We start from the raw sequence: 24,415 nt of genomic DNA, 5'->3' as shown, positions 1-24,415 counted from the left end.
GGAAACGCCCCCGGGAGGGTGCCGTCCGGACAGGCCCAGGCCCGCCCCGCAGCCCCCGACCAGACGCAGATCCCGGTCGCCCTCGAAGTTGCTGACTCCGATCGCCCGGGCGCGGCCGGCCGGGTTGATGTGAGGGTCTTCGCGGGGGATGCAGCTGGCGGCGATGGCTCGGCTGACGGCTTGCTCCTTCTCTTACGCGGCGGCCGGGTCGAGCAGGCGGTAGCCGATTCGGAGTGCGGCCTCCACCGCCTGCCGGGTCTGGCCTTCCGGGATCTTTGCTGGGTCAGCGGTGCTTGAGGCCGGGCTGGGCGGCGGGGGCGAGGGTGGGTTCTGTGACGGGGACGTCGCCGAGGGCCTGGTCGACGGCCGCGAGCAGGTCGTCGGAGAGGTGCACGCCGGAGGCGGCGGCGTTGGCGTGGACCTGTCCGGGGCGGGAGGCGCCGGTGATGGCGGAGGCGACCTCACTGCGGCGCAGGATCCAGGCGAGCGCCAGGGTGGGCATGCTCAGCCCGGCCTCCTCGGCGATCGGGACGAGGCGCTGGACCGCTTCCAGGGTGGCGTCGTGGTAGACGAGGTCCTTCGAGACGGCCATGTCCGCGGAGGCGAACCGGCTGCCTTCCGGCAGGGGCTGACCGGGCTTGTACTTGCCGGTCAGGACGCCCTGGGCGAGGGGGGACCAGACGATCTGCGAGATGCCGTTGGCCGCGCACAGGCCGAAGACCTCGGCCTCGGGGGCCTGCCACAGCATGGAGTACTGCGGCTGGGAGGAGACGAACAGATCGGGGCCGGCGATGTCGATCGCGGCCTGGATCTGTTCGGGCGTCCACTCGCTGAAGCCGAGATAGCGGGCCTTGCCCTGCTCGACGACCTTCTGGAACGCCTCGATGGTGTCCTCGATGGGAACCGTGGGGTCGAAGCGGTGTGCCTGGTAGAGGTCGACGTGGTCGGTCTTCAGGCGGCTGAGGGAGGCGTCGATCTGCTTGGCGATCTGGGCGGGGGACAGGCCATGGTCGGCCGGGTCGTCCGACATGGGGAAGTAGACCTTGGTGGCCAGGATGTAGGAGTCGCGGGGGTGGGCGGAGAGGATCTCGCCCCAGGCCGTCTCGGCGGCTCCCTGGCCGTAGACGTTGGCGGTGTCGAAGAAGTTGATGCCGGCGTCGAAGGCCGCCTCGGTGCAGGCGCGGGTCTTGTCCGCTTCGATGCCGCCGGAGAAGGTCAGCCAGGAGCCGAGGGAGATCTCCGAGACCTCCAGGTCCGAGCTGCCGAGTGTGCGGTACCGCATGATTGCTCCTCTGAAAACGGGTGTGCGACCAGCGTCGGCGGGCCACCACCTCCAGGGCGGGATTGACCATGCTGGTGTCGCCGGGTTGATGACCGTCTCGGGGGTGACGTTTGGTGTCGATGCGGTCCCGGAGGCCGGGTCCAGGCAGGGCCCGGCCTCCCCGTGCGGTGTCAGCTCTGCGCTGCTTCCGCCTTGCGGTGGGAGGCGGCCAACAGGCCGAGGGGCGGCAGGGCGACAGGGCGAAGGCGCCTGTCAGCGACGGGCCCCTCAGGCAGAGTCCGGAGGTCAGGGCGATGCCGCCGAGCCAGGAGCCGGCGGCGATGCCAACCCGGAACGCGGAGGCGGACGTGGCCGGGGCCATGGGCAGGGACCGGCCGGCCCCGGCGATACGGACGTGCTTGTCCGAACTTCCCCCTCCGGAAGGATAATTGACACGGATGACGTCAGTCCGGCTCCCACGTCGCGCCAACGCGGAGGGTACGTGAAGGTCACGGTCTCCTGGAGCGATGCCCACGGCCGTGGCGTAGCGGCCACGGACGATCTCCACCGGTGGCTGCAGCGTGACCCGCGGCTGCGCGGCCGCCTGGTGCGGCACCCGGCGGCCTCACCGCCGCTCGGCACCATGGCGGGGCGGGGGAGCGACCAGACCGTCACGATCACGCTGCCCGACCAGCCGCAGATCACGGTCGTTTCCATCAAGGTCCGCGGTCTGACCGCGGAGGCCACCGGCGACCTGGCCCAGGCATCGCGGCGGCGGTGGAGGAATCCGGCCGCACTTCGCACAGCCCACCCCGGTTCGGCACTTCGGACAGCGCACCCCAGCCCGGTACCTCGGACAGCCCACCCCAACTCGGTACCTCGGACAGCCCACCCCGGTCCAGCCCCGACCGGCCCACCGCCCCGGACAGCCGACCCCAGCCCTCCACCACGGACAGCCCTCACCACCCCAGCTCATCCCACCCGCCCCACCGCCCCCGGCGGACAACACCGGCGATCTGGCACCGCCCTGGAGCTCAGCCGCCGGCCACATACCAGTGCTCCCGGTGTCCGCCCCCGGCGCCCGGCCCTTCCAAACGCTCGCCACCGCCTGGGCCCGCGCAGTGGGCCGCCCGTTCAGCGACGTCGAACGCGACCTGGAAGTCGGCCGGTTCACCCCGCCCGGGGACGTGTGCCGCATGCCCCGCGTGCTGGTGATCGACCAGTTGGAGGAGATCTTCACCCACTCCCGGGACAGCGAGGAACGCCGCCTGTTCACGCGCGCACTCAGCGGATCGCCCCACGCCCCGGCCCCGCGGAGCGTCCTCGGCCTGCGCGCCGACTACCTCGGCCCGGACCTGCAGGATCCCCGCCTCGACCCCATCGTGAGCACCGGCCAGTTCCCCGTTGCGGTGATGAACGACGAGACGCACTGCGCGCCGCCGTCGAACAACCCGCTCCCAGGGCCGGACTGCGCTGGGAGGAGGCCCTGCCGAAGCTCCTGCTGCGTGAAACTGCGGTACGAACACGTCGGCGTCGGCGACGCCACCGCCTTGCCCTTCCTCGCCCACACCCTGCAGCAGACCCGACATCGCAGGCGCGGCGCCGAACTCACCTTCGCCGGCTACCAGGGCTCCGGCGGCATCCGCACCTCCGCCGTCAAGAGCGCCGAGGACATCCACAACGCCTTCGACGCCGACGACCGCAACCGGTTACGCGGCCTGCTGCTGCGCATGGTCCACCTCGTCGACGACGACGGCCGGGCCGTACACCGCCCCTCCCCCTGGTGGACTGGACGGCGCCGGCGACCTGCTGGCCCGCCTGGCCGACGCCCGCCTCCTGATCGTGGACGACGGCGTGGCCCGGCTGCGCCACGACTCCCTCCTGCACGGATGGCCACGCCTGCGCACCTGGGATCAACGCCGACCTCGACACCCTGCTGGTCCACCGCAGACTCGCCCAGGCCGCCGACGCCGGGGACGAGGCGGCCCGCCCGGCCAGCGGCCAGTACGCCGGCCGTCACCTCGCCGCGGCCCGCTCCGTCACGTACGACCGCCGCAGCCTGTGACTGCGCCGCGTCGAGCGGGACTTCATCGCGGCCGGTGAACGCGCCGAACGCCGCCGCAAGAAACCATGCTGACCGGCACGACCACCGGCGAATTCTCCGCCACCCAGGAGTTCCGCATCTGGGCCACCGGCCCTAACGGGCGATGGCGCAACCCCGCACAGACCAGCCTCACCGACGTCTCCGACCTGGAGGCTGTGCCCGGCAACCACTCCGGAGTCGACCACGACGAGTTCACCTTCCTCCTCGGCCTCGACAGTGACCGCATCCACTACGAACTGTGCCAAGCGCACCCGGTCAGCGTCCCCGCAACCCAGTGGAGGATCCTCTTCCCCCACCTGACCCACCGCCCCTCCTGTGACTGACCCGCCCCCCGCGAGACCCGCGAAAACCGCAAGACGCCACCCCCGACGCTGCGACACTGACCCCGCAGACGACGGGCGACACACCAGGCGAGGAGCCACCGTGACCGACCAGCACACCATCCCGCCTTCCGCCGATGTGTGGATGCTGGTACGCCACCACCCCGCCGTCCTGCGCCGCTCCACCCAGGAACTCGCCACAGCACTGGCCACGACCCACGGCCCCCGCTTCGCCCTCTGGCACACCGACGAACTCCTCGTCGGCATCCGCGACGGCCGGCTCACCCTCCACACCCTGGGCGGCACCCCTCTGGCGCCGCCCAAAGTCGTGTGCGTACGCCAGGTCGCCGGCCCCATGGACAACGACCGTGAGATCACCCTGCTCCGCCACCTCGACCGCATGGGCGCCACCCTCGTCAACCCCCTGGACGCCCAGCTCAAGGCCCGCAACAAGATCTGGCAGCTCCAGGAACTCGCCCTGGCGGGGCTGCCCGTACCCGACACCCTCTCCTACGCCACCGCACCCCTCGAAGGCGTGGTCCGCAGCCCCGATCTGACCACCCCGTGCGTGGTGAAATCCGTCAACGGCGCCAAAGGCGCGCAAGTCTTCCTCGCCCCTGGCCCCCAGCTGCTGCACGAGGTGGCCGGCAGCCTCACCCGGGAGACACCTTTCCTCTTCCAGCAGCACATCGCCCACTCGCACGGCCGGACCCTCCGCGTCATCGTCGTCGACGGCGAATCCGTGGGCGCCGTGGTGCACACCTCCCGCCGCACCGCGCTGGCCGCGAACATCGCCAACGGCGGCACCGCCACCGCGTGCACCGGCCAACACCCTGAGGCAGAACACCTGGCAGTGCGCGCCGCCCGCGCTCTCGGTCTGCACATCGCCGGTGTGGACCTGTTGTTCACCTCACCCGACACCTACACCATCTGCGAGGTCAACGCCGTCCCCGGCTGGCGCCCGGACATGACACAGGTAACCCCCGCCATCACCGCCTGCATTACCCACCACCTGGCCACCCACAGCCAAAAGGCCGGCCCCGAGCCTGCGCCTCCACCGGCGTCGGCCAAGCCCTGACGGAACCGCACCCCCGATCGCCTCGGCCGGCCCCGGCCGATGTCGGCGCCGAACATGCGGCCGGGATACGACGGTCCCGAGGGCAACGCGAGGCACTGCGGAACGGTGCGGCGCCGCCCCAGAGCACGGTCACTGAGCCCGTTCCCGACGCGTCTCCTTCGCTGCCGACCAGCAGGTCGGCGTACCCGTCCCTGTTCATGTCGCCGCTGGCCAGGCTGCTGCCGAAGTAGTCCTGGTATCCAGCGGTGCCGGGGATGTTGGTGGAGGTCTGTGTGATGTAGACGTGCTTGCCCGTCAGGCGTGGAGTCTGTTCACTGTCACACAGCACGTGATCAAGCGGGTAGTCCGCTGACACGGAGTGCGGGCCGCCATTCTGGTTCGCGGACGCCGTCGGCGTCCGCGGCGAAAGTGGGGGGATTTCGTGCGTCACCCACTCCGTCTTTCCGTGGCAGCGGCCCTGGCGGCTTGTCTGACCGGCACTCTGGTGGCCGCCTCGGCCGACCAGGCCGTCGCCGCCGGGTCCAAGTTGGCCGACGACGTCAACGGCGACGGATACCGCGACCTGGCCATCGGCATGCCGAAAAGACGCGGCCTGGAGCTTTTAGCGCCCCCATGCCGCAGCCCCAACACTGACGGGCCGCACCACAGGGGGTTGCTGGAGCCGTCGGCCGGGACCGGCTTGCAGCATCAGTTCCAGACGTCCACTTGGTCCCGTATGGACCACATGAGATGACCAAGACCGATGAGAGAGTTCTTCTCCACGTTGTCGGGGTCGGCTGATTCCCTTTTCCGTGTATTTATTAGTACGGCCAGACAGTAGCCGTCGGCGGTGCGAGCCAGATATGAATCGGTTCCCGCCAACTCCCCGTTATGGAAGATGGATCCATTATAGTTGCGCCATCCCAGCGCATATCCATCTGATGACGGTAGACCGGAGGGCTTCGTCATGTAATGGAGCCAGTCCGCGTCCAGGGGATCCGGTAGCTTGGACATGAATGTCACCAGGTCCGTGGCGGTGCCAAGCCATCCTCCGTGGGAATCCATCCGGGTCACCGGTATGCCGTATGGGTTGTCGCCGCCTTGGTCGTAGTACGTGACTTCCCCGGCGCGACGCTGCGCCACAGTATTCCCGGCGATATACATGTCGGTTATTCCGCAGGGCGCCAAGATGCTGCCTCTTACATAAGTGTCGTAAGGCTTCCCGGTCGCCTTTTCGATGATCCGGCCGAGCAGGCAGTACCCAAAATTCGAGTACGCGAATTTGGTGCCAGGTTTATTTTGAAGCGGCCTGTGTTTAAGCACCCATGAGATCAACTGCTGGTGAGTGAAGGCAGGGTTGACATACATCGGATCGGAATTATCGTTCACCCAGCCGCCACAGGAGTGTTCCAAGAGGTGTCTTACAGTGATCTGCTTGAACTTCGGGTCAAGCGACGCATCAAACCCGTTCAACCATCCCGTGCTTCCAAAGACGAGGTCGGCGGGCGCCAAGCTGCCTTGGGAGGCTAGTTTCATCACGGCTGCCGCAGTGATTGGCTTGGAGGCGCTGGCGATTCGAAACAGGCTGGAGCTGGAGACGCCTTCCAGGCTGGTCTTGTCGGCGTATCCGAAACCCTGAGCGTAAAGCAGGTGCCCGTCCTTGGCGACGGCGACCGACAGACCAGGCACGTCGTACTTCACCATAAATCTGCGCACGAGGTTCGATATGACGGGGCGCACCTCGCGCCTCTCCCAGATCGGACAGAAGCGGCCAGTATGTCCGGCTTGATTGCCGCATTGAACCCGCCCAGGGCGACCATCCGGTAGCCAGCCATTCTTTTCAGCGGTACTTCACTTGCCACCGTGAGGTGAGTGACGCCATGCCGGGCGTAGAGAGGGACCCATGCTGCACCATCCTCCCTTTCCCAAAGACTGATGAAGCGGTGCGTGTCAGGATTGCCGCCAGGGTTGTCTCTTCTATGACCGAAGACTCGGACCGGCCTGTAACCTTCCCCTGTCAGTGACTCGAAGTCGTGCTGGTAGGCGGTCGCGAGTGATTCCATCACCACCCAGTCCCGACCATCCGAATTTTCCCAGATCAAGGCGCATCTCGTGTCGTTCGCCGGGCCGGGGTAGACGCTGACATCGACAATGCGCTGGCCGTTTGACCGAATCTCATGGATTCTCGAGAAAAGCTCGCCGTACGGGATAGCCCACTGCGCGTTCCGGTCGGTTCTCGTTGACTTCTCCCAGATGGAGGCCAGAAACGCCTGACCGAGGACGGTGTACCCGCTAATACGTACAGGCCTGTATCCCTCGGCTATGCGCTGGTTAGAGATGCCTTGAAAGTCGGCTACTGGCGTATCGTGAGCACTCCAGTGGGCGGCCCCCTCCAAGCCGTCCCACTTTTCCCAGATGACACCAAACTGGGCATGGTCGATTACCTTGGTCGAGCCAGAGGGGACTTCGTATCCACACAGGTCCACGATGCGGTACCCCCGAACTTTGACGTACAAATCGAAGTTCGACCGGTACTGCGCGTCAGTGAGATTCCACTGGGGCTGTTGCAGGGCCATTGTTCTCCCTACCTCGGATCGACCCACCCCACGCCACACCTGAAACGCTAGTACCTGTCGGCCGCCCCCGCATCAGGCAGATAGGAACCCGCCCCGGGGGCAGGCCCGGGGCGGGACCTTGTGGCCGGGGCGGCACCGGGGTCCCGAAGGCGCGGCAGAGCGCCGGGACCCGGGTTACTGGTCGCAAGGCTGCCCGGCCAAGGAGCGGTTGGACCGTGCCGGTCATCGGGCTGCGCGGCACGAGCCTTCCCTGTACGGCCTGTTGGACGTTATGGGAAGTTCTGGCCCCGCGGGTGTTCCCCCGCAATCGAATCCGCAGCCCGGCCGGGGCGTCAACACGCGTGCGGGCCGAGTGTGGCGTCGGCGCCGCACTCCGAGCACGCCACGGCGCCCGGGAGGTGCAGCAGATCCAGGGCGCCGAACGCGTCCGACTTGCTTGCGTGGGCCGGCGCCTGCGGGCGGTCCCAGACGTTCGCCGTGGGCGCCTCGCGCTGGAGCGGGTGGGTGGGCATCTGGTCGTAGGAGACGCCCGGGGCGGGCCCAAGCTCCTTGGTCCGGAGCCGACGAGAGCCTTCCCCGAGCAGCGGCGGGCTGTCGTCGACGATGATGAGATGCGCCTTGGTGCCTCGGTCTGCCAGCCAGGCGGAGGGGTGGTGGTAGAAGTCGTCGGTGGGCAACGGCATCGGCGATCACGGCATCAAGGGTGCCGACGCCGTGGCCGAGGTTCTTCTGCGGGGTCACCGGGCTGCACCGGCGTCTGTGCCAGCAGTTGGAGGTGACCCCCGGCCTGCTGGGCGTGCTCCACCAGAACCACGACGAGTGCGCCGCCGCCGCGTACTACACCGTCTTCCGGGACGAGGAGGTCGTCGTCGCCGAGGTCGTGGACTCGCCCTCGGCGCCCCGGGCCGAGCCGCTCGACGTCGGCTTCCACCAGGCCCCGCACGCCACGGCCTTCGGCAAGGTCATGCTGTCGTCGCTGCCGGCCGCGCGGCGCCGTGACTACCTGCGGCAACAGGGGCTGTCCCGGCTCACCGAGCGCACCATCACCGCGCCCGACGTCCTGGAGGGACATCGCGAACGGGTCCATGCCTCCGGCGTGGCGGTCGAGGTGGGGGAGTTCCAGGGCGGCCTGTCCTGCCTCGCCGCCCCCCGTTCTCGACGCGGACGGGAGGGTCGCGGGAGCCGTGGCCACCTCTGTCCCCGCGGAGCTGTTCGAACAGCGGCAGCCGCAGCGCCGGGACTTCTTCCTCGCGGCCGACCGTGCCGATCTGGCCGCGGACCCCCGCGTCAACGGCGACTCCATCGCCGACGACGACGTCGACGCGCTGATGGAGCCGGTGGGGGAGTGCTCGTCGAGCCTGACCACCGAGGAGTGGACGCGGGTCTGCGCCAAGCACAGCATCCCGATGGCCCCCGTGCTCGAACTCGACCGGGCCGCAGAGGACCCGTACGTGCGTGGCGGCGGGCTGGTCGACGTGGTGCACCACCCCAGCGAGGGCGCCATCCGCTCGGTCGGCGTCCCGGTGCGGTTCTCCGCCACGCCGGCCTCGGTCCGCCGGTTCGCCCCGCTGCCCGGCCAGCACACCGAAGAGGTCTTCCAGGAACTCGCCGCCGGCCGCTGACCGGCCGCCAAGCAAGGACGCACGGCCGCGCTGGCCGGTGAGTCGCCCGAGATCCCGGGACGCGGCTTCGGCGGACTCACCCAGGCCCGGACGACCAAGCCGCTGATCGCCGCCGTCGAGGGCTGGGCCATGGGAGGCGGCTTCGAACCGGCCCTGGACTGCGACCTCGTCATCGCCGCGGAGGATGCCCGGTTCGGCCTCCCCGAGGTCAGCCGCGGGCTGATCGCGGCGGGCGGCGGGGTGATCCGGCTGCCCAAGCGCATCCCGTACCACCTGGCGATGGAACTGCTGCTGACCGGCGAACCGGTCACCGGCGAGCGGGAGGCCGGCTCGGTCATCGCCAACCGTGTCGTTCCGTCCGGTCAGACCGTCGAGACGGTACTGCAACTGGCCGAGCGGATGGCGCAGAACGCCCCGCTGGCCCTGGCCGCCGTCAAGGAACTCGCCGCGCCGCCGACGGCACGCCGGAGGAAGAGGCATTCGCTCTGGTGTCGTTCCTCCCCTCGATGCGCTACTACGCCGACAACCGGGCCACCAGCCTGCGGTGCTGCCGCAGGGAACCGAGCACCGGCTCAACGAGCGCATCGTCACGGCGTCCGGTCCGCCCGTCGACCAGCTCACCCGCCTGTACGGTGCCGAGGCCGCCGAACTGGTGCTGCACCAGGGGCTGGCCTGGCGGGAGATGCACACCCACGGCCGCGCGCTGGCCGGGCTGCTGCCGCGGGCCGTGGACGACGTGGAGGCCTACGATGTACGGGAGGGCGAGATCGTGACGGGAGCAGTCCTCGGCTGGAACTTCGGGGACGGTCATCTGCACAACGAGCAGCTGGTGGCCGCCGTACAGCAGCGGTGCGGTTTCGCGCCGGGCGACCTGCGCGTCGTCGTGCTGGAGTCCCATCCGACCCACCGGCAGCGCCAGCACTACCGCATCGTGGACGCGGCGAGCGGCCTGATCGAGGAGGGATATGTGAAAGTAGGGGAGATGGTGTCCCGGCAGCCCTGGCTCGACGACGAGGCGCCCGCGATCCCCGTCGAGCCCTTCCCGACCCCACGACCGGTGACCGAGGTGGCGGCGGCACATGAGTGACGCGATCGTGGTGGGGGCCGGCCCGAACGGGCTGGCCGCCGCCGTCGCCCTAGCCCAGCGGGGGCTGAAGGTGACCGTCCTGGAGGCCGCCGACGAGATCGGTGGCGGCACCCGGAGCGGCGAACTGACCGTTCCGGGTCTGATCCACGACCACTGCTCCGCGGTACATCCGCTGGGCGTCGGCTCGCCGTTCCTGCGGTCCCTCGACGTGGAGCGGTACGGCGTCGCCTGGGCGTGGCCCGAGGTCGATCTGGCCCACCCACTGGACGGCGGGCGGGCCGGAGTGCTCGTCCGCTCCGTGGAGCGGACCGTGCGCGGTCTGGGCGCCGACGGCCCGGCCTGGGAGCGGCTGTTCGCTCCGCTGGCCGGTGACTTCGACGCGCTCACCGAGGACGTGCTGCGCCCGGTGCTCCGGCTGCCTGCCCATCCGGTGACGCTGGCTCGGTTCGGGCTCCGTGCGCTCCAGCCGGCCACGGCGGTGGCCCGGCGCTGGGGAACCGAGGAAGCCAGGGCGCTGTTCGCCGGGGCGGCGGCGCATCTGATGTTCCCGCTGACCGGGCCGGCCAGTTCTGCGGCGGGGCTGATGCTCATCGCCGCCGCTCACCGGTTCGGCTGGCCGGTCGCCCGCGGCGGGTCGCGGACCATCACCGAGGCGCTGGCCGCACTGCTCGCCGAGCTCGGCGGGACCATCGAGACGGGGGTGCGGGTGGAGACTCTCGCCGAACTCGCCCCCGCCAGGATCGTCATGCTGGACACCACGCCCGGCGCCGCGGCGCGCATCTGCGGCGACCGGCTGCCCGGCCGGGTACGCCGGGCCTACCGCGGCTGGCGGCACGGCCCGGCGGCGTTCAAGGTGGACCTCGCCGTCCAGGGTGGCATTCCCTGGACGCACGAGGCGTGCCGCCGGGCGGGCACCGTGCACCTGGGCGGCACCCTGGAGGAGGTCGTCCGTACGGAGGCGCAGACCGCCGCCGGGCGGATGCCCGAGCGCCCGTTCGTCCTGGTCGGCCAGCAGTACCTCGCCGACCCCGGCCGCTCCCGCGGCGACGTCCACCCGGTCTGGGCCTACGCGCACGTCCCGCACGGCCACCCAGGTGACGCCACCGAGGCGGTACTGCGCCAGATCGAGCGGTTCGCACCGGGCGTCCGGGAGCGGATCGTGGCGATCTCGGTGCGCCCGACCCCTGAACTCGCCCGCTACAACGCGAACTTCGTCGGTGGCGACATCGTCGGTGGCGCCAACACCGCACGGCAGGTCGCACTGCGCCCCCGGACGGCTGTGGACCCCTACAGCACCGGCATCCCCGGCGTCTACCTGTGCTCGGCGGCCACCCCGCCCGGCGCCGGGGTACACGGCATGTGCGGGGCGAACGCCGCTGGTTCCGCGCTGCGGTACCTGGGCCGGTGACCGGCGCCGTGGACCCCCCGACGGACGGGGCACCGGATCCGGTCGTCCTCGCGGCCCAGGTGATGCAGGCGCGTCGGGACGACTTCATCGCCCGGCTGGTTGCCACCACCGAGGCGGAGATCTCCCAGCTGGAACACGACGCACCGCTGAGTGGGTTCCTGGAAGCCAGCATCACCGAGAACATCGTCCCCGCCGTGCACGTCCTCATCAACGGCATCGACCCGCAGACCGTGGACGCCCCCGCCTCGGCCGTGACCTACGCCCGCCGTCTCGCCCAGCGGCACGTTCCACTCTCGGCCCTCCTGCGCGCTTACCGCCTCGGCCATGCGCAGAGCCTGGACCTGGTTCTCGGTGAGGCCGTCCGACTGGAGCTGCCGGACCGGCACCGTCATCAAACTGGTCAGCCTCACCTCGGCATTTCTGGACCGGGTCTGCGACCAGATCGGCCGGGTGTACGAGGAAGAGCGCGAACGCTGGGTGGGCAGTCGCCACGTGCTGCGCCAGTACTGGGTCAACCAGCTCCTCAGACGCTCCGCGTCTTCCTCTCCACCAATCGCAGCTACGTCGCCACCGCGGACCAACTGGTGGTCCACCGCAACACCGTCCACTACCGCGTCCAGCGGGCCGTCGACCACTACCAAAGCGTTCCTTCAGCGACTCCTACGCGCGGCTGGTACGCACCGAGGCGATGAACGTCGCCGCCGAGATGCAGTGGAACCTCACCAGGCGTTCGCCCGAAAGGAGAGCGAAGAGGTCCCGGCAGCGGCCGCCGAGGACGCGCACCGCTGCACGCTGCCGCCCACCCGTTGCCTGCCGTGCGGCCGTTGCCCACACCAGGTCTGCGAGGACGGCGAGCAGTGCGCCCACACGTGCGAGTGCGGCACCGGCGGTACGCCCACCGAGTAGCCTGACTCGGCTGCGGGCGTGCGGTGGGCCCGGCGGCAAGGTCCAGCGAGGAGGCCGGCGCGCTGCGCTGGCGGCTGTCCGACGGCGACGCCGACTGATACATGTCCGCGAACATCTCCGTCGGGAACAACCAACCCTTCCCCCGCCTTCGCCGGCGTCGCGGCGGCCCCCGGCGCGGTCACTGCACAGCCGTCAACCGAGGCGATGCCACCCGCAGCCGTCCCAGTCCTCGTCCTCGCCGCCGCGCATGTGGCGCCAGCCCGTGATGATGTCCAACGCGCTGCGTGCCAACTCGGCCCAGTGGGACGGGCACTCCCACAGCTCCCGGGCGGAGAGTTCCTCCGGCACCGGAGTGTCCCGGTGGTCCTCGGGCGCGTACAGGTGGACCACCGCCTGATACCGGGACTGCACCGTGGCCTCGGCGAGGGGCCAGGGGTGCCGCGGGTGATCGCAGGAGACGTCCAGGTCGACGGTCTTCAGGGCCGCGGTCAGGTCGCGGGCGTACGAGGGCGGCAGTCCCTCGTAGGTCTGCGCGATGCCCATCCACATGCACAGGAACAACCCGAGCCGTTCCTCGTCCCGCACCTGCCCGGACAGCTGGCGGCGAGCGCACCACAGCGCCACGGGACCGGTGTTGTCCTCCCAGGAGCGCCGGATCGCCTCCTGCAGGGCGATGATGTCGATGGCGCCGTCCTCCCGCACGAACTGCGCGTCGAGAGCGGAGACGTCGACACCGCCGAATTTCTCTTGGTATGCCTGGCGCATGCAGGCGGCGGCTTCGTCGGCGAGCCCGGCGAGGAACGCCTCGCAGTCGAACGCCGCCAGCTCCTCGCCCTCAAGACCGTAGTCCTCGGCGAACAGGGCGCGCCCGGCCTCGGTCAGCATGCTCACCCCGGCCTCGACACCGTACTCCGCGTCCACATCGGTGGGGTGGGCCCCCGCCGTGCAGGTGCAGGACGCGGGGTCGAGCGTGGCACGGAGGCCGTCCAGAGCCTGCGTGTACGACGTGAACAGCGACTTGCTGAAGACGCGTGAGGCGACGTACCAGCAGGTGGTGTACAGCAGGATCGTGTACCCGGTCCGCTCCCGGAGCCCTGCCGCACCACCAGTCCGGCCAACCGCGTCGGCCGCTTCGGCGGCCAGGACGGCGAGGGTCGGCTCGGGGTCGACGTAGGGGTAGTCGTTGATAATCCGGGAAAGGTCGGAGATCAGTTCTCTGTGGTCGGCAGGCAGGGTGGGCGTCACTTCAGTCACACCGGTAATCGACGCCGTCTCGTTCGTGACGGTTCCCTACCGGCGCAGGTCACGGCCGGTCAGGAAGCATGCTGGGGGTGCTCGGTGTGCTGAAGGTCGCAACCGTCGAATGGATCCAGCAGATTTCAGCCCCGCACAAGAGCTACCGCCACACCGACAAGAAGACGCCCTCCGAGCGGAAGCAGGCCCGCACCGCCTCGCACCTGGGGGCGTTCTCCGATCTGCGCAAGCACGGCCTGGTGGAGAACGGTGGGAAGACCTCGGGCGGGGATACGTTGCGCAACCTGACGCCCATGGGCCTGAAGGCCGCCTCCTGCGAGCTGGGACGTCCGGTGGGGGAGATGGGCGGCTCGGCCCGTGGCGCGGGACGCAGCGGCGCCTCCCACCCGATGGCGCCCAACGACGCCCTGCTCGCCCTGCTGCGCCCGAAGCCGGACCTGACCCAGCTCGACGGCGAGCCGGTCGAAGTCCTCGCCGCCGCACAAGCCGCCGCCGACCCGCCGGACGGGTTGGGTCCATCGCCTCCTACGCGACGAGGCCAGGGCCGCGACGCATGCACCGCAACTACGTCTGCCTACGACAACTGGGACTCCAACACCTCCACAAACGCCCGCATCCTACGAACCACCGAGGACAACACCCACCTCAACGACTACAACTTCAACGATGTCACCAGCTCCGCCGTCAACAACAGCTGCTTCCTCGTCCGGATCTACCCCGATTACGAATTCAAGGGAGTGCCCGTGACACTCCTACCCGGCGAGTCCATCAGCTTCAACCGGGGGAACGGCTTCAACGACGTGGCCTCCTCCGTCCAGTTCCTCCCCTACTGCAACCAGCACCACCAACGGGGAGGACCTGTCTTATGGTCCTGACCTGCGGAGGATGGACGTGTTCACGTCACGTACAGGCCCCGTGTGCGGAGACCGCTTTTCGGACCGGCCGTGGCGGCGGGTACGACGGTGATCGCGGACGGCGCCTACCTGGGCACCGGGCTCATCGTCCCGCACCGCAGACGAGCCGGACGTCCCCTCCTGCGTGGCCAGGAGGAAGGCGACACCGAACACCGGCGTGTGCGGTCCCGCGTCGAGCACACCTTCGCCCGGATGAAGCACTACAAGATTCTCCGCGACTGCCGGCAAACGGGCGACTGCCTCCACCACGCCGTCCAGGCCGTCGCCACCATGCACAACCTCGCCATGGCAGGGTGAAACAGCAGGCGCATGCGTCCACTCGTGGTCACCGAGGCCGGTAGGCGGTGGCCAGCACGGAGACGGTCACCTGGTCGGGCAGGCAGCCGTCATCGTGGAGGTCCGCACGGCTCACGTGGCGTGCGCTCGGTGTCATCGTCACCAGGTCCAGGGCATCCGGCTTGGTCAGGGTCGCCGAGTACTCGACCTGTTCGGTGACGGTGGCCTCGAAGAAGGGACCCACTGCACGGTGCAGACGCTGTTCCTTGGCCGGGTCGATCGTGACCATCCCAGGCAACCGGCCGCGCAGCTCGGCCAGGTGCCGGTCGGTGGGACGGACCACGATCAGCCGACCGGTCGGGCGCAGCACGCGGTGGAACTCGGCAGGGTTGCGCGGGGCGAACACGTCCAGCACGACATCGGCCACCGCGTCGGCCAGCGGGAAGGGACGGAAGACGTCCCAGGCCGCCGCGGCGGCTCGATGGTGGGCGCGGGCTGCCGAGCGCAGCGCGCGCACCGATGTGTCCAGACCCAGACCACGAGCGCCGGGCAGCTGGTCGAGTACACCTGCGAGGTAGTAGCCCGTGCCGCATCCCGCGTCCACCACCGTGGCCCGCTCAGACAGGGCGTCGGCCGCCAGGCGGGCTCCGACTTGGCGGATGGGCGCGTAGGCGCCGGTGGACAGGAACCGGTCCCGGGCCTGGACCATGGTTGCATCGTCGCCGCTGGTGGCGCGGGTGCCCGTCAGCAGGCCGACGTAGCCGTGGCGGGCGATGTCGAAGGTGTGACCCGCCGGGCAGCGCAGTGCTCCGCGGTCGGGGTGCAGGCGGCGCGTGCGGCACGTCGGGCAGCACAGCAGGTCGAGGGACAGTTTGAGGGCAGGGGGAAGCGACACAGGCACGAGGCACTCCTGGCAAGGGGGTGAAGGGAAGAGACCGTGCCTGCGCGCGCTCGGAGCGTCACTGCCTCGGGAAGGAACGGGCAGCGTCGCGAACGGGGTTCACGCAGCAGGCACACCAAGGAGGGCGACGCCGTCCGGCATCGCCCTCAACGCCTTCCGATCACAGGAAGCAGCAGTGCGGGGTGCTCATGAATGCCACGTCATGAGTCTACGAGCATCGGCGAAGCCCGTCAGGCCCCATATCGGAGTCGGAGTTGGGAGATACGGCGCAGAACTCCCTGCCCGGACCGGCAGCATGATGCGCGCCCTGCTGAACATCGACGCCGCCGCCTGGGGTGCACCGTGGTGGGAGGCGGGTGAGGACAGTACGACGGCTGCGGCCTTGGTAGGGAGCGACGACGGTTCCGCGGCTTGCGCTGGTCGGCACGGCGACGGCGAGCGAGCAGCCAGCAGGGCCAGCGGCCCCGGTCGTAGACGAGGGCCAGCGTGCCGTGCTCCCCGGCAGCCTGGCTCACCAGACTCCACGCCCTGCGGGCAGACCGTCCTCGTGTGGGAGCAGGCCAGGGTCAGGGTGGTGGTGGTCGTGGCCGTAGACGCGTCCGTGCACCAGCGGTGTCCGAGTCGGCCGGAGCGGCAGGCGTCCGGGCTCGCGCTGATAAAGTACGAGCACGCTTCGACACCGCCGGGGCCCGTACCGAGGGGTACGGGCCCCGGCGCTTTCCGGGCGCCAGACCGAGAAAGGTTCCCCATGAACGCGAAGCCGCCGGCCCTTGGAGTCCCCCGTGCCGGCAAGCCCCAGCGGGCGACAGAGCCGCAGGGCGAACTCTCGACGCCCCAGACGGCGGCCCCGAGCCTGCCGCCGGCCGAGTCCTTCGATGCACTCGGGCTGCCGCCGGAGCTGCTGAGGACGATGATCGATCTGGAGGTGAAGGCGCCCTTCCCGGTCCAGGCAGCGACCCTGCCCAACGCGCTGGCCGGCCGCGATGTCCTCGGCCGCGCGCGCACGGGATCAGGCAAGACACTCGCTTTCGGGCTTGCGCTGCTTGTCCGGACGGCAGGCCTGCGAGCGGATTCGAAGCGGCCGCTCGCACTGGTCCTGGTGCCGACCCGGGAACTCGCACAGCAGGTGGGCGACGCGCTGGCGCCGTACGCGCAGGCGCTGAATGTGCGACTGGCGACGGTGGTCGGCGGCCTGTCGATCAACCGGCAGTCGGCGCTGCTCCGCACCGGCGCCGAGGTGGTCATCGCAACGCCGGGGCGGCTGGCCGACCTGGTGTCGCGCCGGGAATGTCACCTGGATCAGGTGCGGATCACGGTGCTGGACGAAGCGGACCAGATGTGCGACCTGGGATTCCTGCCGCAGGTCTCGGAAATCCTGGACCAGGTCCGCCCCGACGGGCAGCGGCTGCTGTTTTCGGCCACCCTCGACCGCAACGTCGACCAGTTGGTGCGTAGCTACCTGCACGACCCGGTGCTCGCCTCGGTCGACCGGGGCGCGGGCTCGGTCACCACGATGGAACACCATGTACTGAACATCCACGCCGCCGACAAGTACGCGACCGCGACGGAGATCGCCGCGCGGGACGGCCGGGTACTGATGTTCCTGGACACCAAGGCCGGCGTGGACCAGTTCACTCGTCACTTGCGCGCCAGCGGTGTCCGGGCTGCCGCCCTGCACAGCGGGAAGTCGCAACCGCAGCGCACGCACACGCTCGCCAAGTTCAAGGACGGTGAGATCACCGTGCTGGTCGCCACCAACGTCGCGGCGCGGGGCATCCACATCGACGCACTCGACCTTGTCGTGAACGTCGATCCGCCGGCCGACGCCAAGGACTATCTGCACCGAGGTGGGCGCACCGCGCGCGCCGGGGAGTCCGGGAAGGTGGTAACCCTGGTCACCCCCAATCAGCGGCGCGATGTGAACCGGACGCTGTCCGACGCCGGGATCCGGCCCACGGTCACCCAGGTCCGCTCCGGCGAGGCGAAGCTGACCGCCATCACCGGGGCGAAGCGTCCGCCGACCGGCGCGAAGACCAGCAGCGGCAACGCTCCCTTCCGCGGCCTCGGCACCCGTACGGGCCGCCCCGCGAAGGAGTCCCGCAAGGCCGCGGAGGCGCGCAAGACGGCGGAAGCCCGCGCGGCGGCCCGGGTACGCAAGGGTCGCTGACGCCGGGCTGGCCTGCCGGAGCGGGACGCGGGGCATGGCCCCTGCCGGGTCGGTCTGGTTGCGGATCCGTCACGGCACGCCCGGCACGCGATGCACGGCGCGGGCCGCCCCGGCCCGATCAAGAACGTGGAGCCGGGCTGGTTCACGACGTGTGATCGTCGGCGTCCGGCTGCCGGGGCGTGGTCCAGTTGTGGCCAACCCCGTACGGCTCCCGATCGTCCGCCCTGGTCACCTCGGGGGTGTCGAAGCCCTGGGTCAGGATCAGGCTACGCAGGGTGGCGTACCCGAGCAGGACGGTCGCGGCGGCGGTGAAGAACAGGCCGAAGAGGTCGTCGTAGCCAAGGCCGTCGCCGGTGCGGAGGACGTGCACGAGGCCCCAGCCGCTCGACACGGCGAGCAGGGCCCACACCGGCCACAGCAGCCGGTGCGTACGCCGGCGCTGCCGTACGTCGGCCGTTGATCGCAGTACGACGCGCAGCCGTGCGTCGCAGTGCTCGCAGAACTCGCTGGTCTCGCTGGGCCGGTCGGTGAACCGGGCCAGGCTGCTCACCCTGCTGCTGACCAGCGTCGCCGTCTGTGTGCTGTCACCGATGCGCCGCGTGACGTAGGTGTGGGTGATGCTGTACCGGAATCTGTCCGTAACCTCGCTCGCCACCGCGCCTCCCCGCTCTCCCGGCTCCCGCGTCAGTTCCTTCCCTTACTTGGCGGTTCGCACCCACGGGTGGCCGCGGCGCGCATGTGTGAGACGTCGCAGGCGTCGACACGGGCATCGCATGACACGCGCTGTCGGTGACGGCCGCCGCCGCGCTGACGCGGGCAAGCGTGCGCTTCGCCGCGACGGCCGAGCGGGGCAAGCAGACCGGGACCGTACGCGGCACGCTGCCGCGCGGACCCGCCGAATCGGTGTGTGACCGGTCGACGTTCGTCGGACCACAAAGCCTGAGCCGAAATCCGGTCTCGCGAACAGTGCCGACCACGACTACCTGCGCTCTCTCGGCGCTCTTCCCGTGGCCTGGCGCGACGGCCTCGCCCACCGGTTCCGCACCACCACGGCGTCGACGCCGTGTATGACGTCACCGGCTACCACGTCCTTGAGCTCCATCGACCTGCGCGGCGGCACCACCGACCGGATCGTCACCATCGCCGATCTGAGGGCCGCCGAACTCGGCGTTGCCTTCACGGGCCGGCGGCGGCCCCTTCGGCCCCCAGCTTGCCCACTACACCCGCCTGACCGCCGACGGTCGGCCGGCCGTCGGCATCGACCGCAGCCTCCCCCTCACCGACGCCGCCGAGGCCCACCGACTGAGCGAATCGGGCCACCTCCCCCGGAAAGCTCCTCCTGCGCCCGTAACACCCCCCTGCCCCGGCTACTGCCCGTACCAGCGCCGGTCTTCCGGAGGGGCGAGCTCCCGGAAGACCGGCCCCGGGATCCGGGAAGGTCGGAACACTGCAACCTCAAGAAGCCCTCCGGCACTCATGCCGTGCAGCGGGAAGCCATGAGCGGAGCTCGATCGATCAGGCCCGGGTCACCGGTGCCTGCAGTTCCGTCACCCAGTCGTCGCGGTTGTCGGGGCATTCCAGGTTGATCTCGCGGGGGTATCCGGTCGAGCGGTAGCCATTGGCGTCGATCCAGCGGGCCAGGGTCTGGGCGGTGGGGAGCACGCCGTTCATCGAGCCGCGGTGTACGACGGTCGCCGCCTGGTCGAGGGACGGCAGGTCCAGCACGTGGACGGCACCCTCCTGAAGGGGAGCCGAGACCTGGACGGCGGCGTGGACGCGGATCCTGCCGCCGCCTTCCGGGGCGTCCTCGTAGTAGGCGACACCGGGCCCGGTGGGGGTGATACCGGCCGCGCCCAGACGACGGAACAACTCGTCGTAGAGCGGCCCGATGACCGGGCCGATGTCCTCGGGCCCGTAACTGTCGGCGGTAGCGGTCAGCTCGGCCACCCGCAGGGTGGGAACGGTCTTGATCACGACGTCGTCGGTAGGCATGTGCCCCTCGCTCTCGATCGCTCGGAGTCTCGCCTCGACCTGGACCAGGCGTGCTTCCGCGGCAGCCATGGCGGTTTCCAGTTCGGCCCGCCGCAGCCGCAGCATGCCGCGCAGTTCCTCGACGCCGACCTTCTCGTCCACGATGTCCCGGACCTGCTGAAGGGTGAAACCGAGGTCCTTGAGCGCGATGATCCGGTTCAGGCGGGCGAGCTGGGCGGCGGTGTAGTAGCGGTAGCCGCTGGCCGGGTCGACATGGGCCGGGCGCAGCAGACCGGTCGCGTCATAGTGGCGCAGCATCCGGACCGAGACGCGGCCGTGCCGGGCGAAGTCTCCGATGGTGAACATGATGTCTCCGAGTTGACCGCCTGACACGGTGTGAGGGTCAAGACGCTACTCGGCGGCCGAGGAACAACAACACCCAGGCGGCGTCATCGATCCAGCCGCACGGGAGCAAGCCACCCACGGCAGCCAGCCTGCCGACACCCCCTCAAATACCCTGCCTCTGCCCCCTGCCCCCTGCCCCCTGCCCCCTGCCCCCTGCCCCCTGCCCCCTGCCCCCTGCCCGGTCAGGCGGGTAGGCTCCGGATGTGCATTGATCTCCCGGGCGGCAGCCATGCGCAGCCGCAGACGGCGCAGGGCGCTCCTCGCAAGCCGGGCCGCCCCCGCAGGCACGCCCGTCACCACCTCAAGCGGAAATCCTCACCATGACCGCTCAGCAGCCCCTCACCTACGACGCGTTCGTCGAACTCGCCGCCGCTGATTGCGCAGTCGTCGGCCTTGTCCTCAAAGGCTCCCGAGCCCACGACGGCATGACCACCCCGCGTTCCGACCACGACCTGTACGTGGTCATCGCCGATGACGCCACCACCGACCTGATCCGCTTCAGGGGGCACCGCACCGCCGACTTGGACCTCGTCATCGTCTCCCTCACCGAGTTCCGCGCGGCCGGGATGCCCGGTTTCGAACGCTACGCCCTCGCCCGGGCGAAGGTCGTGCTCGACCGGCTCGACGGAGGTATCGCGCGGTCCTTGCCGACAAGGCCCGTCTGGATGCCGATGAGGCCTTCCACGACGCCGGCGGCTGGCTCGACGCCTACGCCAACTCCCTTTACCGCTCGGTCAAGAACCATCGCGACGGCCAGTCTCTCGCCGCCCGGCTGGACGCCGCCGACAGCATCCCGTTCCTGCTCGAGCTGCTCTTCGCCCTCGACCGCCGCCCCCGCCCCTACAACAAGTACCTGCAGTGGGAGCTCGACCGGCACCCGCTCCCCGGCTGGGACACCGACGTGCTGCTCCGTGCCGTGGACCGCATCTCGGCAACAGGCGACGTCTTGCTGCAGCGGCACCTGTTCACCCTGGTCGAGGCGGCGGCCCGAGAGGCCGGACACGGCCAGGTGCTGGATGCATGGGGTGAGGACCTGCACCTCATGCGACTGCAGTAAGGAGACAAAGAGACGTCCTGCGGCTGTGGCCACAACCGAGGCGATGCGAGGCCTGGCTGCAGACCTCATCGCCGGGTCACCCGGCGAAACAACCGTCTGATGTGGTGGCGTGCCGGCCCGGGCTACAGCTCGAATTCGAGGTCGAGGAGGTCGGTGAGTTCCACTTCGAGGCCGTGGGCACGGCGGCCGTTGTCGCGGAAGTAGACCTCGCCTAGGGCCTCGGCGGCGAGCTGGCGCAGCTGATCCTCCGTGAGACCGGCCTCCTGGGCCTGGAAGAGACGGGCGGCGTGGCCGGGTGGCAGCGCGAGGGTGAGGTGACGCACGCGGGCGTCGTCGGTACTGCCGGGGGCGGCGGTGTAGCCGAAACGGGCCCGGACATCGATCATGATGCCGCCGGTGGTGGCCGCGGCCTGCTTGGCCTTGGCTCTGACCTGCGGCTGCCAGCGCACGCGGACCTCACGCTCCAGCCGGTCGGCGAGCTCCGGCCGGGGCCTTTTAATCTGGTTCTTCACATAGCGTTCGACGGTGCGCTGGCTGATGCCGAGCAGCTCGGCGACGCGCCGGGTACTGCGCTGGTGCTGCCGGACCAGGTAGCGCATCTGCGCCCCGGCGGATTTGGGGATGGGGCGCGTGAACGCGCCCTGCACCGCCTTGTCGAGCTCCTCTGAGACCGTGACCATGGCCCGTGTCCCTACTCTCCGGTGTCCTTGGCGGTGACCTCGCCGGTCTTGATGTAGCGAGCGAGGTTGGCGACCTTGCCGTCGCCGGCGAGGTGTTCAAGTACGTTGGCGCCCCACAGCACGCTCTGGGTGCCCTCGTGCTTGACCATGCCCGGGCTGACGCCGAGCCGGAAAGAGCCGGGGACGGTCTTGTTGCCGGCGTCGTAGGGCAGTACGTCGAGCGGGCTGGGCCCGTCGGCGGCGTACACGGCGCAGTCCGAGAGCACGGCGATCGGATACTGGCCGGTGGCCGCGGCCAGATGCAGCATCTTGCGGTGCATGTTGATCCGGGCCCGGGAGATGACGGTGGCGCGGATGTCGGGGCGCCACGTCGGGCGGGCGAGGGCGGCCCATGGCTGTCCCGGCTTCCAACCGCCCCCGCGTGCCCTCTCCTGCAGCTTGCCGATCCCGCCCTTGACGGTCATCTTGATCGCGTCCACGACGATCGCCATCTCGGGGTCACGCTGTTTGTAGCCGTCCATCGCTTCCAGGAACTGGGCCGGGGAAAGCTTCTCTCCCACGCCCAGGTCCGCCATGGTGGCGACGTAGGCGTCGCGCAGCCGCTTGTACCAGCCGTCCAGGAACCGGCCGGCCTCCGGACGTACCCAGGCCTCAAGCGGCGCGACGTCGTAGCCGAGCTCGACGGCGTACGCCACGGTCGGGGTGGCGTACCAAGCCGGGCCGGTCGGACGTTCCCCGGTCGGCGTGAACGGGCTGGGCAGCAGGTCCCCGTCGAGGTCGCGCCACTGCTTGCCCACCTTCACCCGGCACGGATCGACGTGGGAGAGGTCGACCAGCCACGAGCCGGGCACCCCCGCGTCGAACGCGGGCCGGGCGACGTGCACGGGCGGCGACGCCAGGCCGAGAACGGCACCATTGGCGCCCGCACCGAAGGCCAGGTTCACGTCAAGGCCAACCAGATACCGCCGCATGCACTCGACATCGGTCAGATCCCGCGCCCAGTCGTAGGCCTCCTCGAACAGTTTCTCGTCGGGGCCGCGCACGTGGAAGCGGGGCAGATGCGCCAGGACGGGGTGCCCGTCGGTCGCCTCGCACGGCGCCGGGTCCACCGGCTCCGTTCCCAGCGAACCGGGCCGGTGCTCACGGTGCCGCCTGCCGTCCTGGTCCGGCTCGCTCGCGCGAGTCGGCGGGTTCAGCGCCGTCATCAGATGCAGCCCCGTCACCGCGGTGGAACCCACCGGCGTCACGACCCGCTGCGCGTACACGCCCAGCACCCGCGCGAGCTCCGCCGGTGCCAGCCGCGCGGCATGGCCCCAGGCACGGTCGTCCAAGGCGTGCCAGGAGGGGATGCACAGCTGCACGCACTGCCTACGGCCCCCCCGGGCGGGCCGGTAGATCCGCGCCCACGGCCCCAGCCCCCGCTTGGTGAGCTGCCAGTCGGCACGCTGAAGCTGCTTGATGACCTTGTGCCCCTCCGCCAGCCGCCCGGCGAGCCGCTCCGACTCCGACAGCTGACCGGGCAGGCCGTACCGTTCGCACGCGGCCTCGGTGAGCACCAGCAGCGGGTCGGCATCCTTGCCCGAACCGTGCAGCCTCTCCGCACCGAGCCGCGCCTCGGCCAGCGCCCACTCCACCAGGGCAGGCAGCGACTTGGCGGGCACGTCCAGGATCAGACCGCCGACACCGTACCCGCTCACCTGCGTCTCGGCGTCGGCATCGAGGACGAGCAGCGGGCCGTGCGCGTACGCGCCGCCGGCTGCTGGCGTGTGCGCCGGGACGGCTTTCTTCGCACCCGGACGGTGCGAGCCTTGCGACGCCCGCTCGGCACGCGGACGCGACCCGGCGGCCGCATCGGGAACGGCCTCCGGGGAAGCGGGGAGTGACCCCTCGGGTTCGGCCGTAGCGTCCGGTGCTCCGCCCGTCGACGCCGTCGGCGGGCTCACCATGTGCGCTGTCGGCGGCGGCGGCGTTTCTGCGGGCGCCGCATCGGTGTCCTCCTGCGGAGCCCCGGTGCTCTCGGGGGCGGGGTAGAGCTTGGCGAGCTGCTCCAGCAGGCGCGCGTAGGCCTCCCGCTCCGGCGGCCGCGGCTCGGTCTTGCCCGACTCCCATGCGCCGACGGTCGCCCGCCGCACATGCAGCGCGGCGGCCACTTCGTCCAGAGTGAGCGCGTGAGCCTGGCGCAGCCGCCTGCGCTCCGCCGGCGGCGGCAGCGCGGACCGGGACGCTACCAGCGCATCCACCGCATCGAACAACTCGGACATCAGGCACCTCCACCCTCACTTTACCCGGAAACCGTCCGCATCGCGTACGTGTCACGTACGATCTGCGTATTGATGACGCACGCCGCCTTCCGGCCGCCCCCCCGCTCCGGGGCATTAACGTTCCTTTCACCTACGCACTGGCGAGCGCCGCCGGGGCACGGGCTCGCGTCAGGCAGCCGAACAGTGGC

21 protein-coding genes and 5 pseudogenes are annotated in these 24,415 nt (G+C 70.2%); 14 read left to right on the top strand and 12 right to left on the bottom strand.

Going from position 1 to position 24,415, the window contains the following annotated elements; translation table 11 throughout:
• Nucleotides 1-283 precede the first annotated feature (283 nt).
• Nucleotides 284-1,282, bottom strand: a complete 999-nt coding sequence (locus ACIP4Y_RS36620; protein ID WP_401400927.1) for an aldo/keto reductase family protein — start codon at nucleotides 1,280-1,282, stop codon at nucleotides 284-286.
• Between the two features lie 1,034 nt (nucleotides 1,283-2,316).
• On the opposite strand from ACIP4Y_RS36620, the pseudogene ACIP4Y_RS36615 reads away from it, so the two are divergent.
• The 4 genes and pseudogenes from ACIP4Y_RS36615 to ACIP4Y_RS36600 form a co-directional block, all read left to right on the top strand.
• Nucleotides 2,317-3,027: pseudogene (locus ACIP4Y_RS36615) on the top strand (hypothetical protein); the annotation flags it as partial.
• A 22-nt stretch (nucleotides 3,028-3,049) separates the two neighbouring features.
• Complete coding sequence (locus tag ACIP4Y_RS36610) at nucleotides 3,050-3,364, top strand: hypothetical protein (RefSeq protein ID WP_401401044.1); 315 nt, start codon at nucleotides 3,050-3,052, stop codon at nucleotides 3,362-3,364.
• A 27-nt stretch (nucleotides 3,365-3,391) separates the two neighbouring features.
• Complete coding sequence (locus ACIP4Y_RS36605) at nucleotides 3,392-3,688, top strand: hypothetical protein (RefSeq protein WP_401400925.1); 297 nt, start codon at nucleotides 3,392-3,394, stop codon at nucleotides 3,686-3,688.
• Nucleotides 3,689-3,788: 100 nt separating this feature from the next.
• Nucleotides 3,789-4,763, top strand: coding sequence for a RimK family alpha-L-glutamate ligase (locus ACIP4Y_RS36600; RefSeq protein ID WP_401400922.1), 975 nt, complete (start codon nucleotides 3,789-3,791; stop codon nucleotides 4,761-4,763).
• On the opposite strand, the gene ACIP4Y_RS36595 is transcribed toward ACIP4Y_RS36600, so the two are convergent.
• The 5 genes from ACIP4Y_RS36595 to ACIP4Y_RS36575 form a co-directional block, all read right to left on the bottom strand.
• The gene (locus ACIP4Y_RS36595; protein ID WP_401401041.1) at nucleotides 4,687-4,962 is read right to left on the bottom strand and encodes a hypothetical protein; all 276 of its coding nucleotides are present in this window, start codon (nucleotides 4,960-4,962) and stop codon (nucleotides 4,687-4,689) included. The genes ACIP4Y_RS36600 and ACIP4Y_RS36595 overlap by 77 nt on opposite strands.
• Nucleotides 4,963-5,450: 488 nt before the next feature.
• The gene (locus tag ACIP4Y_RS36590; RefSeq protein WP_401400921.1) at nucleotides 5,451-6,446 is read right to left on the bottom strand and encodes a serine hydrolase domain-containing protein; all 996 of its coding nucleotides are present in this window, start codon (nucleotides 6,444-6,446) and stop codon (nucleotides 5,451-5,453) included.
• Entirely contained in the window at nucleotides 6,440-7,318 is an 879-nt protein-coding gene (locus ACIP4Y_RS36585; protein WP_401400918.1) for a hypothetical protein, read from the bottom strand. The genes ACIP4Y_RS36590 and ACIP4Y_RS36585 overlap by 7 nt, the downstream gene beginning before the upstream one ends.
• 332 nt (nucleotides 7,319-7,650) lie before the next feature.
• A complete protein-coding gene (locus ACIP4Y_RS36580; RefSeq protein ID WP_401400915.1) occupies nucleotides 7,651-8,001 on the bottom strand; it encodes a hypothetical protein in 351 nt (116 codons plus the stop codon).
• A gap of 154 nt (nucleotides 8,002-8,155) precedes the next feature.
• Nucleotides 8,156-8,284, bottom strand: coding sequence for a hypothetical protein (locus ACIP4Y_RS36575; protein WP_401400912.1), 129 nt, complete (start codon nucleotides 8,282-8,284; stop codon nucleotides 8,156-8,158).
• On the opposite strand from ACIP4Y_RS36575, the pseudogene ACIP4Y_RS36570 reads away from it, so the two are divergent.
• The 6 genes and pseudogenes from ACIP4Y_RS36570 to ACIP4Y_RS36545 all read left to right on the top strand — a co-directional run.
• Nucleotides 8,283-8,408 (top strand): annotated as a pseudogene (locus ACIP4Y_RS36570) (hypothetical protein); the annotation flags it as partial. The gene ACIP4Y_RS36575 and the pseudogene ACIP4Y_RS36570 sit on opposite strands and share 2 nt — an antisense overlap.
• A 94-nt stretch (nucleotides 8,409-8,502) precedes the next feature.
• Nucleotides 8,503-8,940 (top strand): CoA transferase, encoded by a 438-nt coding sequence (locus tag ACIP4Y_RS36565; protein WP_401400910.1) that lies wholly within the window; start codon nucleotides 8,503-8,505, stop codon nucleotides 8,938-8,940.
• A 129-nt stretch (nucleotides 8,941-9,069) separates the two neighbouring features.
• Nucleotides 9,070-9,336 (top strand): annotated as a pseudogene (locus ACIP4Y_RS36560) (enoyl-CoA hydratase-related protein); the annotation flags it as partial.
• A 148-nt stretch (nucleotides 9,337-9,484) separates the two neighbouring features.
• Entirely contained in the window at nucleotides 9,485-10,027 is a 543-nt protein-coding gene (locus ACIP4Y_RS36555; protein ID WP_401400907.1) for a DUF3556 domain-containing protein, read from the top strand.
• Complete coding sequence (locus tag ACIP4Y_RS36550; protein WP_401400904.1) at nucleotides 10,020-11,435, top strand: phytoene desaturase family protein; 1,416 nt, start codon at nucleotides 10,020-10,022, stop codon at nucleotides 11,433-11,435. The genes ACIP4Y_RS36555 and ACIP4Y_RS36550 overlap by 8 nt, the downstream gene beginning before the upstream one ends.
• Nucleotides 11,432-12,127 carry a helix-turn-helix domain-containing protein gene (locus ACIP4Y_RS36545; protein WP_401400902.1) on the top strand — a complete coding sequence of 232 codons (696 nt, stop codon included), beginning with the start codon at nucleotides 11,432-11,434 and terminating at the stop codon, nucleotides 12,125-12,127. Before ACIP4Y_RS36550 ends, ACIP4Y_RS36545 begins: the two co-directional genes overlap by 4 nt.
• A 406-nt stretch (nucleotides 12,128-12,533) precedes the next feature.
• On the opposite strand, the gene ACIP4Y_RS36540 is transcribed toward ACIP4Y_RS36545, so the two are convergent.
• Nucleotides 12,534-13,595: a hypothetical protein gene (locus tag ACIP4Y_RS36540; RefSeq protein ID WP_401400899.1), complete on the bottom strand. Its 1,062-nt coding sequence runs from the start codon at nucleotides 13,593-13,595 to the stop codon at nucleotides 12,534-12,536.
• An 86-nt stretch (nucleotides 13,596-13,681) separates the two neighbouring features.
• Here ACIP4Y_RS36540 and ACIP4Y_RS36535 point away from each other — a divergent pair, with 86 nt between their 5' ends.
• Together ACIP4Y_RS36535 and ACIP4Y_RS36530 are read left to right on the top strand one after the other, a co-directional pair.
• A complete protein-coding gene (locus ACIP4Y_RS36535) occupies nucleotides 13,682-14,470 on the top strand; it encodes a hypothetical protein (RefSeq protein WP_401400896.1) in 789 nt (262 codons plus the stop codon).
• 78 nt (nucleotides 14,471-14,548) lie between these two features.
• Nucleotides 14,549-14,806 (top strand): annotated as a pseudogene (locus ACIP4Y_RS36530) (transposase family protein); the annotation flags it as partial.
• Nucleotides 14,807-14,834: 28 nt separating this feature from the next.
• Here ACIP4Y_RS36530 and ACIP4Y_RS36525 read toward each other — a convergent pair.
• Nucleotides 14,835-15,686, bottom strand: coding sequence for a putative RNA methyltransferase (locus tag ACIP4Y_RS36525; RefSeq protein ID WP_401400893.1), 852 nt, complete (start codon nucleotides 15,684-15,686; stop codon nucleotides 14,835-14,837).
• Between the two features lie 748 nt (nucleotides 15,687-16,434).
• On the opposite strand from ACIP4Y_RS36525, the gene ACIP4Y_RS36520 reads away from it, so the two are divergent.
• On the top strand, nucleotides 16,435-17,853 hold the full coding sequence (locus ACIP4Y_RS36520) for a DEAD/DEAH box helicase (protein WP_401400890.1): 1,419 nt from the start codon (nucleotides 16,435-16,437) through the stop codon (nucleotides 17,851-17,853).
• A gap of 142 nt (nucleotides 17,854-17,995) precedes the next feature.
• Here the strand turns inward: ACIP4Y_RS36520 and ACIP4Y_RS36515 are convergent, their stop codons facing one another.
• The gene (locus ACIP4Y_RS36515; RefSeq protein WP_401400888.1) at nucleotides 17,996-18,508 is read right to left on the bottom strand and encodes a hypothetical protein; all 513 of its coding nucleotides are present in this window, start codon (nucleotides 18,506-18,508) and stop codon (nucleotides 17,996-17,998) included.
• 860 nt (nucleotides 18,509-19,368) lie between these two features.
• Complete coding sequence (locus tag ACIP4Y_RS36510; protein WP_401400885.1) at nucleotides 19,369-20,190, bottom strand: MerR family transcriptional regulator; 822 nt, start codon at nucleotides 20,188-20,190, stop codon at nucleotides 19,369-19,371.
• A 359-nt stretch (nucleotides 20,191-20,549) separates the two neighbouring features.
• On the opposite strand from ACIP4Y_RS36510, the pseudogene ACIP4Y_RS36505 reads away from it, so the two are divergent.
• Nucleotides 20,550-21,286 (top strand): annotated as a pseudogene (locus ACIP4Y_RS36505) (hypothetical protein).
• Nucleotides 21,287-21,408: 122 nt separating this feature from the next.
• Here the strand turns inward: ACIP4Y_RS36505 and tpg are convergent.
• Nucleotides 21,409-21,966 (bottom strand): telomere-protecting terminal protein Tpg, encoded by a 558-nt coding sequence (tpg, locus tag ACIP4Y_RS36500; RefSeq protein ID WP_401400882.1) that lies wholly within the window; start codon nucleotides 21,964-21,966, stop codon nucleotides 21,409-21,411.
• An 11-nt stretch (nucleotides 21,967-21,977) separates the two neighbouring features.
• Complete coding sequence (gene tap / locus ACIP4Y_RS36495) at nucleotides 21,978-24,227, bottom strand: telomere-associated protein Tap (RefSeq protein ID WP_401400879.1); 2,250 nt, start codon at nucleotides 24,225-24,227, stop codon at nucleotides 21,978-21,980.
• Between the last annotated feature and the right edge of the window lie 188 nt (nucleotides 24,228-24,415).

The organism is Streptomyces sp. NPDC088810 (assembly GCF_044750305.1).
GTDB lineage: Bacteria > Actinomycetota > Actinomycetes > Streptomycetales > Streptomycetaceae > Streptomyces.
The sequence above is the reverse complement of the archived record's forward strand: the minus strand, read 5'-3'. Positions and strand labels throughout refer to the sequence as shown.

Excerpts from the sequence above, each read along its gene's own strand:
- ACIP4Y_RS36620 (WP_401400927.1), bottom strand. The coding sequence starts at position 1,282 with ATGCGGTACCGCACACTCGGCAGCTCGGACCTGGAGGTCTCGGAGATC.
- ACIP4Y_RS36605 (WP_401400925.1), top strand. The coding sequence starts at position 3,392 with ATGCTGACCGGCACGACCACCGGCGAATTCTCCGCCACCCAGGAGTTC.
- ACIP4Y_RS36595 (WP_401401041.1), bottom strand. The coding sequence starts at position 4,962 with ATGAACAGGGACGGGTACGCCGACCTGCTGGTCGGCAGCGAAGGAGAC.
- ACIP4Y_RS36590 (WP_401400921.1), bottom strand. The coding sequence starts at position 6,446 with ATGGTGAAGTACGACGTGCCTGGTCTGTCGGTCGCCGTCGCCAAGGAC.
- ACIP4Y_RS36585 (WP_401400918.1), bottom strand. The coding sequence starts at position 7,318 with ATGGCCCTGCAACAGCCCCAGTGGAATCTCACTGACGCGCAGTACCGG.
- ACIP4Y_RS36580 (WP_401400915.1), bottom strand. The coding sequence starts at position 8,001 with ATGCCGTTGCCCACCGACGACTTCTACCACCACCCCTCCGCCTGGCTG.
- ACIP4Y_RS36575 (WP_401400912.1), bottom strand. The coding sequence starts at position 8,284 with ATGACCTTGCCGAAGGCCGTGGCGTGCGGGGCCTGGTGGAAGCCGACG.
- ACIP4Y_RS36550 (WP_401400904.1), top strand. The coding sequence starts at position 10,020 with ATGAGTGACGCGATCGTGGTGGGGGCCGGCCCGAACGGGCTGGCCGCC.
- ACIP4Y_RS36520 (WP_401400890.1), top strand. The coding sequence starts at position 16,435 with ATGAACGCGAAGCCGCCGGCCCTTGGAGTCCCCCGTGCCGGCAAGCCC.
- ACIP4Y_RS36510 (WP_401400885.1), bottom strand. The coding sequence starts at position 20,190 with ATGTTCACCATCGGAGACTTCGCCCGGCACGGCCGCGTCTCGGTCCGG.
- tpg (WP_401400882.1), bottom strand. The coding sequence starts at position 21,966 with ATGGTCACGGTCTCAGAGGAGCTCGACAAGGCGGTGCAGGGCGCGTTC.
- tap (WP_401400879.1), bottom strand. The coding sequence starts at position 24,227 with ATGTCCGAGTTGTTCGATGCGGTGGATGCGCTGGTAGCGTCCCGGTCC.